This is a genomic window from Vibrio sp. 10N.222.49.C9, from assembly GCF_041474985.1.
GTDB classification, from domain to species: Bacteria; Pseudomonadota; Gammaproteobacteria; order Enterobacterales; family Vibrionaceae; genus Vibrio; species Vibrio crassostreae_C.
The window spans coordinates 32,291-44,299 of record NZ_JBFRVD010000017.1 but is presented as its reverse complement, the minus strand read 5'-3'; the positions used below and the strand labels follow the sequence as shown (position 1 = coordinate 44,299).

The following is a 12,009-nucleotide window of genomic DNA, read 5'->3' as shown; positions in this document are numbered from 1 at the left end:
AGTAAATAGCGATCCAATCTTAGTTTGAAAACAATACGGTAGAACCATGATTTAAGCTAGTCAGTAGCAGTGCCTTCGGGTTAACAATATCTATGCGGCGGCTTTGCTCTGCGTCCATCTTAATGACTTGAGTGATCAGCTCTAGCTGTTCTTCTGAAAAGTCTTGGCGCTGAGCCGAGGTCACATCTTTAAACTCCGTTGGCGAAACCAGTAAGTAGTTATCGTTAATATCCCACTGACCCGTTTCAGAGATGTTGATGACATTCGCAGGCTCAGTTTGATTACCGTAAAGTCTAACCACTGACATTCTTAAATATGTACCATTTGGTAGGTATTTCGCATTCGATGATAGTTCAACTCTACGAAGTGGGCCGATTGAGTCAGCTTGCTTGTTATCGCTAATCAGCGTCACCATTCTCGACTGCCATTCATGCTGAGTGAGCAAGCGCTCTACTTTTGCATTGCTGCTCCAATATAGCCAACCACTCAAAAATGCCGATAGAACCAGTAAGATAATCGATACTTTTAATTTCATGTTACTTACCACCGTTACAAATGTCGTTTACATCCGACTGGTTTGCGTAAATTCTTAGGGTTACATTTTCGCTCGAGTAATCTTGCGGGTGAATGTAATTGAGGGCAAGGTTATTGGTTTGTCCTCCTGTAGCGATCACTTCAGCCGGCTTTAACACACCAGTGTGACTCGTGTTGTAACTTAATACACACTTTTCTATTGCTGGCAGCCAACTGCTGAGGTCTGGGTGGTTAACCGGTGATTGAACCTTTACACCATCCACTTCAGTCAAAACCGTGAACTCGGACTCCACCGGGGTAGTAAACGTTAAAACGAGAATCGGCATGATGAAAGCGGCAAGCAGTAACCAAAATGTTAACCATTTATTGGTGCTTTTAGCCGGAGCTACAACAGGAGCGGTTGCTGGTTCTACTGCCACTTTAGTTTGTTGAACTTTTGTAATTGGCTCAGGTTCAAATGTGTCAGTGATTGCTTGTTCAGTCGCTGCAGGCGTTGCAAACGTTAGGATAGGTTCAACGTCATTTTCTGCAATTTCAGCGGCTACTGGCTGATCATTTGATGACAGTGGCGCAGAGCGCTCAACGGTCGCAATAAATTGGTAACCGCGCTTCGGTACTGTCTTTACGAATTCAGGAGATTTAGTCGAGTCTTTGAGCATCTTTCTCAGAGTCGATACGGCTTGCGTTAAGCTTGAGTCATCCACCTCAAAGCCTTGGTCTCGCCAAACATACTCATGCAATTCATTACGAGTGATAACTTCATTAGGCCTTTCTGACAGCATCAAGAGAATGCGGCTTTCATTGCTACCAAGACGTACGACTTCACCGTCGCTCATTTGATCGACAAGTGAATTGCTGTTTGGGTCGAATACGAACCGTTGTGCGAGAATAAACTTTGTGCCGATATTACTCATTGAATTCTTCTATTTTGGATTGTTTTGGGGGCGAAATAGACAAATCTCAGGTGAAGTTCCGTTAATTCTTCACCAAATCATGGCTTATTTTATGTTCTTTTATATTTATCAGGCTCAAGGATAATAAAAACAGATAAAAAAAACAGTGTTTTTATGATTTTTGACCTTGAATTTACATTTGTCATCCTCATGTTAATGAACAGAAGAGTGGCATCAAGTGTTACGCCCCTATGATTATTCAACATAAAGTATAGATGTTTTGGAGTAAAAATGAGCGAAACGGCAACGCAAAATAAAGAGACTCGTGGCTTTCAATCTGAAGTAAAACAACTACTTCATCTAATGATTCACTCACTGTATTCAAATAAAGAAATCTTTCTACGTGAGCTGATCTCTAACGCATCTGACGCGGCTGATAAGCTTCGTTTTCAAGCTCTATCGAACGGTGACCTTTACCAAGGTGATGCAGATCTAGGTGTAAAACTTTCTTTCAACGCGGAAGCAAACACGTTAACCATTTCTGATAACGGTATCGGTATGAGCCGCGACAACGTTATTGAGCATTTAGGTACGATTGCTAAGTCAGGCACTGCAGATTTTTTCTCAAAGCTGTCTGAAGACCAAAGCAAAGACTCTCAACTGATTGGTCAATTTGGTGTGGGTTTCTATTCTGCATTCATCGTCGCAGACGCGGTAACGGTTCGCACACGTGCAGCTGGCCTGCCGAACAATGAAGCTGTTCAGTGGCACTCTGCAGGTGAAGGCGATTACACAATCGAAGACATCACTAAAGAGTCTCGTGGTACTGACATCGTTCTGCACATGCGTGAAGACGGTAAAGAGTTCTTAAATGAGTGGCGTCTGCGTGAAGTGATTGGTAAATATTCTGACCACATCGGTATTCCTGTTTCTATCTTCACAGCAGTGAAAGATGACGAAGGTAAAGACACCGAAGAGAAACATTGGGAACAGATCAATAAGGCGCAAGCGCTTTGGACTCGCAACAAATCTGATATCGAGAAAGAAGAGTACCAAGAGTTTTACAAGCACGTATCTCACGACTTTGCTGATCCACTAACCTGGAGCCACAACAAGGTTGAAGGTAAGAACGATTACACAAGCCTGCTTTACATCCCAGCGAAAGCACCTTGGGACATGATGAACCGTGACCACAAGAGTGGCTTGAAACTTTACGTGCAGCGTGTATTCATCATGGATGACGCAGAGCAGTTCATGCCATCTTACATGCGTTTCGTTCGTGGCTTGATTGACTCAAACGATCTGCCATTGAACGTGTCTCGTGAAATCCTGCAAGACAACAAGGTAACTCAGTCTCTTCGTGGCGCATGTACCAAGCGTGTACTGACTATGCTTGAGCGCATGGCGAAGAATGACAATGATAAGTACCTAGAGTTTTGGAAAGAGTTCGGCCTAGTATTGAAAGAAGGCCCGGCTGAAGATATGGCGAACAAAGAGAAGATCGCTGGTCTACTTCGTTTCTCGTCAACGGAAGTGGATTCTGCTGAACAAACCATCAGCCTAGAATCTTACGTTGAGCGCATGAAAGAAGGCCAAGATAAGATTTACTACCTGACAGCAGATAGCTACGCTGCCGCTAAGAACAGCCCACACTTGGAGCAGTTCAAAGCTAAAGGTATTGAAGTGGTTCTAATGTACGATCGTATTGATGAGTACGTAATGAACTACCTGACTGACTTCGACGGTAAACAGTTCCAATCGATCACTAAAGCAGGCTTAGACCTAAGCAAGTTTGAAGGTGAAGAAGAGAAAGAGAAGCAAAAAGAGACAGAAGAAGAGTTCAAATCTGTTGTTGAGCGTACTCAATCTTACCTAGGTGGTCGTGTTAAAGAAGTTCGTACGACCTTCAAGCTAGCAACGACACCTGCGGTTGTTGTGACTGACGACTTCGAAATGGGCACGCAAATGGCGAAGCTTCTTGAAGCTGCGGGTCAAGCGGCACCGGAAGTGAAGTACATCTTCGAGATTAACCCTGAGCACGCACTGGTTAAACAGATGGCTGACGAAGCAGACGAGCAAGCGTTTGGTCGTTGGGTTGAGTTGCTACTTGGTCAAGCGATGCTGGCTGAAAAGGGCTCAATGGAAGATCCGTCACAATTCTTGGGTGCAATCAACGAGCTACTAACAAAGCGTTAGTCTTTCGACTTTAGGTTAAGCCAACAATTACAATAAAAAGCTCGCAAATGCGGGCTTTTTTTTATGAACGTCGTTGAAAATTGACCTAACGTGGTCAACGTCACCGTTATCGTCACAACAAATGTTGTCGATGCATTCTTTAGTCGTAAATTCAGCCAAATTGAATATTAATGTGATAGAATGCTCGACCTAATCAGCTGGGGCTAAGAAGCGACTATCTCCAGTTGTATGATTTTTAAACGTTATACCGAAACTTACCGTTTTGCTTCTGTTCACAGTTTTGCTTAGCCTCAATGGTTACTTAACGCTTTCTGTTCATCCTAAAAATGAGCAAGAATGGAGGGATAGTGAGCTTCGGTATAAATCATAATTTTATAAGAGGATTAAACATGCGCATCATTCTTCTAGGTGCTCCTGGCGCGGGTAAAGGTACTCAAGCTAACTTCATCATGAACAAATTTGGTATCCCTCAAATTTCAACTGGTGACATGCTACGTGCTGCTATCAAAGCGGGTACTGAGCTTGGTAAGCAAGCAAAATCAGTAATCGACGCTGGTCAGCTAGTTTCTGATGAAATTATCCTTGGTCTTATCAAAGAGCGTATCGCTCAAGATGACTGTGAGAAAGGTTTCCTACTAGACGGTTTCCCACGCACAATCCCACAAGCTGATGGCCTAAAAGAAATGGGCATCGCTGTTGATTACGTTGTTGAATTTGACGTAGCTGACGATGTGATTGTTGAGCGTATGGCTGGTCGTCGTGCTCACCTTCCTTCTGGTCGTACATACCACACTGTGTACAATCCGCCTAAAGAAGAAGGTAAAGATGACGTAACGGGTGAAGACCTAGTGGTACGTGATGACGACAAAGAAGAAACAGTTCGTGCACGTCTAGGTGTATACCACGATCAAACAGCTCCGCTAATCTCTTACTACGGTAAAGAAGCTGAAGCAGGTAACACTCAGTACCTTAAGTTTGACGGTACTAAGCAAGTTGCTGAAGTTAGTGCAGAACTTGAGAAAGCACTAGCATAATTGGCTAACAGCCAGTTTTAGAATTTGATATATTGGAAGCGACCTTAAGGGTCGCTTTTTTTGTTTCAATTTTTAGTACGATACCAATCTATATAACTTGATTGCACATGATTCAGAACGGTTCAGACCCGACGGCAGTGGCTAGCAATTGAGAGTGGATTTTGTGTATCTCATATGAAGAATGATTATTCAGACTTTCATTGAGGCGCAATGATCTTAAACTTATGCAGATTAGTATATTACTTTCCAGAAAATCACATATTGGTCTCAGGTATCTATGGAAAATAATAAAAAGCAGGGCGTTTTACTGGTGAACTTAGGAACGCCAGATGCGGCGACCCCCGCTGGCGTTCGTCGATTTTTGAGTGAATTCTTACACGACAAGCGAGTTGTAAACCTAACGCGTTGGCTTTGGTGTCCTATATTACATGGCGTGATTTTACCGATTCGCTCGCCTAAAGTTGCTAAGCTGTATCAGTCTGTCTGGATGGATGAGGGCTCACCACTGCTTGTGTACTCTCAAAGACAAGCTGAAAAGCTCCAGAAAAAACTAGAGATGCCTGTTGCACTGGGTATGACCTATGGCAACCCAAGCCTAAAGACTGGTGTTGAGCAACTGATGGAGCAGGGCGTTGAGGACATCATCGTACTGCCTTTATATCCGCAGTACTCTGGCACAACCACAGCGGCGGTTTCTGATGGTTTAACCAAAGCCTTTAAGCAGATGCCAGTTATCCCGAGCTATCGCTTTATTCGCGACTACTACGCGCACCCAAGCTATGCAAAAGCATTGGCTGAAAGCGTCCGCAGTCATTGGGATAAAAATGGCAGAGCCGATCATTTAGTGTGTTCTTTCCACGGTATTCCGAAGCGACTGGCTGATGAAGGCGATATCTACCCTCAGCATTGTGAAGCGACAACAAAGCTGCTTGCGGCAGAGTTAGGTTTGTTAGCGGACGATATCACCATGACATACCAATCGCGATTTGGTCGAGAAGAGTGGTTGAAGCCATACACTGACGAGACACTTGAGTCACTGCCGAGTAAAGGCATCAAGAAGATCGACATCATGGCACCTGCCTTTTCGGTTGACTGTTTGGAAACGTTGGAAGAGATTTCAGACCAGTGTAAAGAGACGTTCATTGACGCTGGTGGTTCGGACTTTAGCTACATTATGTGTCTGAACGACAGAGACTCACACATCGACATGATGGCTGAACTAGTGGCGCTTCATCGCTAACTGATATGGCGATTGAATAGATAACAAAAGGGCTGCTCATTGAGCAGCCCTTTTTGATCTTGATGTTTCTTCTTGAAATCGATCTAGCTATTAAGCGACCGAAGTTTCTGCTTTTGGTTCTGCTTCAAGCGTCATGTTGGTTTCTACACCATGCATCCATGATACAAGCTTACCAGCACAAAGCAGCAGTAATATGGCACTCACCGTTGCTGTGATAGCAATACCACTGAAGATTGACATAGCACCAAGCTCACCAACGTGAGAACCGACCAGGCCTGCCACGTAGTTTGCCACCGCATTGAAGCCAAACCATGCACCCATCATCAATGATGCTAGGCGAAGCGGAGCTAACTTAGTGACCAACGACAGGCCAATAGGCGATAGACAAAGCTCACCAAGGGTATGGAAGAAGAAAGCACCGACTAGCCATAGCATTGATGTTTTCACGGTTAGGTCACCGCCTTGCTCCATTACCGCGCCCATCATGCACACAAAGCCCAGTGCTAAGAAGAACAATGCCATTGCAAACTTAACAGGAGAGTTGGGTTCACGCTTACCCAGTTTCACCCAGAACGCAGCAATGATTGGAGCAAGTGTAATGATGAAGAATGGGTTCAAAGATTGGAACCACGCAGCAGGAACTTCAAAGCCACCAATCATACGGTCAGTATATTGTTGAGTGTAGATGTTCATTAGGCCGCCAGCTTGTTCAAAGCCCGCCCAGAAAACAATCACGAACAGACCCATGATAAGAATCACTTTTAGTCTGTCGAACTCTTCTTTGGTCAGTGGCGCTTTTTCTTTAGATTTGTTTAGTGCTTTCGCTCTTGCAGCAGCAGGTACAGAACCGATGTTGCCCAACCAAGACTGAGCCATTGTCACTTGCATGATCAAGCTAATAACCATACCAATACCAGCGGCTAGGAAACCTGCTTTCCAACCGAATGAATCGACAGCAGCACCTGAAATTAAGCCACCAAGCAGCGCACCTAAGTTGATGCCCATGTAGAAAATGGTGAAAGCACCGTCACGGCGGTTATCGCCTTCTTGGTACAGATCGCCAACCATGGTTGAGATGTTCGGCTTAAACATACCGTTACCACTGATTAGCAGAGCTAAACCAAGGTACAGCGCGTTCACTTGGTCTAAACCGATGAAGCCGTTAGGTAGAGCCAGTGTAAATTGGCCAAGTGCCATCAATACACCGCCAATCATAATTGATTTACGCTGACCTAGGTAGTTATCGGCAATCCAGCCACCAATTAATGGTGTGATGTAGACTAAGCCGGTGTAAATACCGTAGAGATCGATTGCGTCTTTCGTTGACCAACCCAGTCCACCGTTGAGGGTAGTGTCAGTCAAAAATAAGACAAGGATGGCACGCATCGCATAGTAAGAGAAACGTTCCCATAGCTCTGTGCTAAAAAGTAGAAATAGGCCTCTAGGGTGGCCAAAGATGTTGTGGTTGCTTGGCATAAGTTTTACTAATTTTAGGTATTAAAAGATTTTATAGTCATTCATGTATACACAGTGGGATAAAAGTCTGCAATAGACTTATTTTATGGTCACGACAACTTGGTTTAACTAAGATGTTGATATTAAATATCTTTATTTTTAATGTTGCCCATTTTAGATGTGCTGCAAACTAATTTTCCAGATTTGAGTTGGTTGGTTAATAACCTTCATTAAAGTTGTGTTGAATTAAAATCTTTAGATATATTGCTCTGGTGTATCATTTTGAGTTTGAAGGGAGTGGCATGCGCATTAGGTGGGGTATACATATGCTTACAACAATGAGTCTTTTGATCTCTAAATGATCTCTGTACAATGCTTAACCACTCCGACACCTATAACTTTTTGTTGATAAATTGGTCTGCTACGCATTATTTTTCGTTAGCAACGATTCATTTTATTAATGGTGATTTAACCGTTTTAGGCATGTGGTAAAATATCTAAAAATATAAAATGGCTAGTCAAATGAAACGTTGGTATTTGCTTTACTGTAAGCGTGGTGATCAAAAACGCGCTCAGCAGCACTTAGAGAATCAGGGGGTAGAGTGCTTTTACCCTCAAATAGAAGTCGAAAAGGTGGTGAGAGGGAAAGAAAAGCAGGTCAAAGAACCGCTGTTTCCGTCTTACATCTTTGTTCGCTTCGACTATGAGCAAGGTCCTAGCTTCACGACCGTTCGTTCAACACGTGGCGTTGTGGACTTTATTAAGTTCGGTTCACTGCCGCACGAGGTCCAAGGAGACTTGGTGTTTGAACTTAAAGAGTTTGAGAAGTGCTGCAGTAACGAAGTGGAAGATTGTTGTGTTGAGTTTGAATCTGGACAGGTAGTTAAGATTCAGAGTGGCCAATTTGCTGGGGTTGAAGCTATTTTCGATCAGAAAGACGGTGAGGCTCGATCGATTATGCTGGTGAAAATGATCAGCCAAGTCGTTCCAATCAGTATTGAGAACGAAGCACTACAAGCTCGCGCATAACTGCAGTAATAAAAATAGGCTTAAAACAAAAGGCGCATAATGCGCCTTTTTTAGTCTTTAGGATTTGTTCAAAACGCTCTAAGCGTTGTAAGCATCGTTGTGAACGGCTTGTACTGCACGGCCTGATGGGTCGACACAGTTTTTGAATGACTCATCCCACTCAATCGCTTTCGCTGATGAACAAGCAACTGAAGGACCACCAGGTACACACTCTGCCGCAGATTCTAGAGGGAATAGCTCCTCAAAGATTTCACGGTAAGCATAACCTTCTTTGGTTGTTGGCGTGTTGTAAGGGAAACGGAACTTAGCAGCTTCCATTTGTTGATCCGTTACTTTTGCTTCAGCCGTTGCTTTCAATGTATCAATCCAATCGTAGCCAACACCATCAGAGAACTGCTCTTTTTGACGCCATGCGATTGAATCTGGTAGGTAGTCTTCAAAACACTCACGCAGGATGTGTTTCTCCATCTTACCGTTACCGCACATCTTATCTTCAGGGTTCAGACGCATTGCGACATCGATGAACTCTTTATCCAAGAATGGTACACGGCCTTCAACACCCCATGCCGCTAGCGATTTGTTTGCACGAGCACAGTCGAACATGCTTAGAGCAAGCAGTTTACGTACTGTCTCTTCGTGGAACTCTTTCGCGTTTGGCGCTTTATGGAAGTACAGGTAACCACCAAAGATTTCATCAGCACCTTCACCTGAAAGTACCATCTTGATGCCCATCGCTTTGATCTTACGAGCCAGCAAGTACATTGGCGTTGATGCACGAATCGTCGTTACATCGTAAGTTTCGATATGGTAGATAACGTCACGGATTGCGTCTAGGCCTTCCTGAATAGTGTAAGTCATCTCATGGTGCACAGTTCCGATCTTGTCCGCAACTTCACGAGCAGCGATAAGGTCTGGTGCGCCTTCAAGACCAACAGCGAACGAGTGCAGTTGTGGCCACCAAGCTTCAGATTGCTCATCATCTTCGATACGCATTGCCGCAAAGCGTTTTGCAACTGCTGAAGTAATTGATGAATCCAGGCCACCAGATAGAAGTACACCGTAAGGAACGTCAGTCATTAGTTGACGTTTAACGGCTGCTTCTAGCGCTTCAGTCAGTTCTTCTTTGCTTGTGCTGTTGCCTTGTACCGCAGCGTACTCGTTCCAATCGCGGATGTAGTAGCGTTGAGGTTCAGCATCTTTCGAAGAGTAGAAGCTACCTGGAGGGAATTCACTGATCGTCTTACATACTTCAACCAATGCTTTCATCTCTGAAGCCACGTAGTAGTTGCCGTGCTCATCGTAACCTTGGTAAAGCGGGATGATACCAATATGGTCGCGGCCCACTAGGTACTCGTCTTTCTCTTCGTCGTATAAAACGAATGCGAAAATACCGTTAAGCTCTTCTAGAAGGTCTGCACCCATCTCTTGGTATAGCGCTAGGATAACTTCACAGTCAGAATCAGTCTGGAACTGGTACTTATCTTCATAGCGTGCACGAAGTTCTTTGTGGTTATAAATTTCACCGTTTACTGCAAGAATGTGCTTTTTGTCTTGACTGTATAGTGGTTGAGCACCACTGTTCAAGCCAACAATAGCAAGACGTTCATGAGCAAGGATTGCTTTTTCACCAGCATAGATACCAGACCAGTCTGGACCACGGTGACGAAGCTTCTTAGACATTTCTAAAGCAATAGGGCGAAGTGTTGCGGCATCACTTTTAATGTCGAGAATGCCAAATACTGAACACATAGAACTTCCTTTTAAATAATTTCCAAATCAACTGCATTCAATTTGCCATTCTGGCTAAAAAAAGCAACCGGATGTGAGCAAAAAAATAATATAAAGGGTGTTCTGTTAGAAATTATCTAATTTTTATGTGCTTTTGGTGTGTGATGTTTAATTGCGGTTGGTTTTTTAAACAAAAACCTCTCAAAAGTGCGAAAAATAGGCAGTTTTGAGAGGTTTAGTTGAACACTGTCTAATACTAGATTTTATTGATATTTGGATTTAACTGTTCGCAAACGTGGCGAGCAAAACCACTACCAGCCTCGCTGTAAATGTTAAATGCCGCATCAACGCCATTCTCTTTCAGTGTTTCGAGTTGATCGGGATATTCAGCAATAGCCGCAATTTGGCCTTTAAAGTTACGTGACTTTAATTGTTCTAAAGCGGTTTGATTACCTTGGTGGTGAGGCATTGCCAAAATCACCAGCTTTACGTTTGCTGTATCTAGAATTCGCTCCCAGAAATCTGGGTCAGTCGCGTCGCCAGAAATCACGTTTCTGCCTTGGCTTCTGTGGTTGTGCGCGGCTTCTTCACGCACTTCTACACCTAGGCTGACCTTGCCATAGCGAGTACGTAATTCGTCATAAGCACCGGTACCAATTCGGCCCATACCTAGAATAAGCACTTGGGCACGACCAGGGTCAATTCGCTTATCACGTCGGTGAAGCTTTTCTGACGCATGCTCTTTTAGCCATTTACCTGACTGCTGATAAAGCTTATGACCAGCTCGGTTTAAAGGAGCAGCGATTAGAAAAGACAGTGAAACTGCAATGGCAACGGCAACTAAGATATCACCCGACATCCAACCCATCTTGAAGGCGAGACCACCAACGATGAGGCCAAACTCGCTATAGTTAAACAGTGATAGCGAGGCAAGTAGAGACGTTCGAACACGGAACTTGAAGCGGTTGAGTACCAAGAAGTAGAGAACACCTTTCACTGGCAGCATCAGCAAGAACAAGATTGCGAGCATAAAGCCTTGAATGGTTGGTTGCTCTGACAGACCAATATTCAAGAAGAAACAGACAAGGAAAAGTTCTTTAAGGTTAAACAGCGACTTTGATAATTCTGAGGCTTTTGGGTGACCAGCAAGTAACATACCTAGAACAAGAGCCCCCAAATCTGGTTTCACACCAACCAAATGGAATAAACCAGCACCGACGACTAATGCGAAGAAGATGCCGGAAAGAACCAGCATCTCACCGTGACCAACCCAATTGAGCACTTTGTAGAACAGTGGGCGTAATAAGGGTAGGGCAAACAGAGCAATTGCATACCACTCAGGTATTTTGCCCGTAGAAGCCGTTAAGAATACTACGGCGAAGATATCCTGCATGACCAAGATACCAATCGCTAACGTTCCGTAGGTCGCATTCATTTCGCCTTTCTCTTGCAGAGTCTTAACCGCAAATACAGTACTAGAGAATGAAAGAGCAAAACCGAGCAGAACGATCTGTTCTACCGACATGGCAGCTAGCGATGAAATACCTAAGAACTTAAAGCCAAACAGGGCGACGGCGAAAAACAGAGTGGACAAAAGGTTGTGGATTGTCGCGCCAGCCCAGATCTCTTTAGAGAGTAGGGTTTTGATATCGAGCTTTAAGCCGATAGTAAATAGAAGCAGCGTGACACCAAGGTCAGCTAAAGTAATGATGGTGTCATTGGTTTCAAAGCCAAAGGCAAAAAGCCCAAAGCCTGCAACCAAAAAACCAACTAATGGGGGAAGGTGACACTTTAAAGCAATAAATCCTGCGATAAACGCAGTGGATATTAATATAAGTTCCATAACTTGTTGTTGTAGTTCCCTAGCTTAAAAAAACGGGCCGTGTTTATACAAACACGG

General features: G+C 44.0%; 9 protein-coding genes. 4 read left to right on the top strand and 5 right to left on the bottom strand.

Annotated elements, in window-relative coordinates; translation table 11 throughout:
- Window positions 1–19: 19 nt before the first annotated feature.
- Together AB4585_RS06185 and AB4585_RS06180 are read right to left on the bottom strand one after the other, a co-directional pair.
- Window positions 20–535, bottom strand: a complete 516-nt coding sequence (locus AB4585_RS06185; protein WP_017063402.1) for a regulatory protein ToxS — start codon at window positions 533–535, stop codon at window positions 20–22.
- A 1-nt stretch (window position 536) separates the two neighbouring features.
- On the bottom strand, window positions 537–1,448 hold the full coding sequence (locus AB4585_RS06180) for a transcriptional regulator (protein WP_017063403.1): 912 nt from the start codon (window positions 1,446–1,448) through the stop codon (window positions 537–539).
- Between the two features lie 270 nt (window positions 1,449–1,718).
- On the opposite strand from AB4585_RS06180, the gene htpG reads away from it, so the two are divergent.
- The 3 genes from htpG to hemH all read left to right on the top strand — a co-directional run bounded on the left by htpG (window position 1,719) and on the right by hemH (window position 5,897).
- Window positions 1,719–3,623 (top strand): molecular chaperone HtpG, encoded by a 1,905-nt coding sequence (gene htpG, locus AB4585_RS06175; protein WP_017062201.1) that lies wholly within the window; start codon window positions 1,719–1,721, stop codon window positions 3,621–3,623.
- A gap of 389 nt (window positions 3,624–4,012) precedes the next feature.
- Complete coding sequence (gene adk, locus AB4585_RS06170; RefSeq protein WP_017062200.1) at window positions 4,013–4,657, top strand: adenylate kinase; 645 nt, start codon at window positions 4,013–4,015, stop codon at window positions 4,655–4,657.
- A 277-nt stretch (window positions 4,658–4,934) separates the two neighbouring features.
- Window positions 4,935–5,897 (top strand): ferrochelatase, encoded by a 963-nt coding sequence (gene hemH, locus AB4585_RS06165; RefSeq protein WP_017068992.1) that lies wholly within the window; start codon window positions 4,935–4,937, stop codon window positions 5,895–5,897.
- 90 nt (window positions 5,898–5,987) lie between these two features.
- Here the strand turns inward: hemH and AB4585_RS06160 are convergent, their stop codons facing one another.
- Window positions 5,988–7,373: a peptide MFS transporter gene (locus AB4585_RS06160; RefSeq protein ID WP_372154957.1), complete on the bottom strand. Its 1,386-nt coding sequence runs from the start codon at window positions 7,371–7,373 to the stop codon at window positions 5,988–5,990.
- A 501-nt stretch (window positions 7,374–7,874) separates the two neighbouring features.
- Here AB4585_RS06160 and rfaH point away from each other — a divergent pair.
- A complete protein-coding gene (gene rfaH, locus AB4585_RS06155; protein WP_017068990.1) occupies window positions 7,875–8,381 on the top strand; it encodes a transcription/translation regulatory transformer protein RfaH in 507 nt (168 codons plus the stop codon).
- Window positions 8,382–8,459: 78 nt separating this feature from the next.
- On the opposite strand, the gene asnB is transcribed toward rfaH, so the two are convergent.
- Together asnB and AB4585_RS06145 are read right to left on the bottom strand one after the other, a co-directional pair.
- Window positions 8,460–10,130: an asparagine synthase B gene (gene asnB / locus AB4585_RS06150; RefSeq protein WP_102320162.1), complete on the bottom strand. Its 1,671-nt coding sequence runs from the start codon at window positions 10,128–10,130 to the stop codon at window positions 8,460–8,462.
- A 235-nt stretch (window positions 10,131–10,365) separates the two neighbouring features.
- Window positions 10,366–11,952, bottom strand: a complete 1,587-nt coding sequence (locus AB4585_RS06145) for a cation:proton antiporter (RefSeq protein WP_372074675.1) — start codon at window positions 11,950–11,952, stop codon at window positions 10,366–10,368.
- Between the last annotated feature and the right edge of the window lie 57 nt (window positions 11,953–12,009).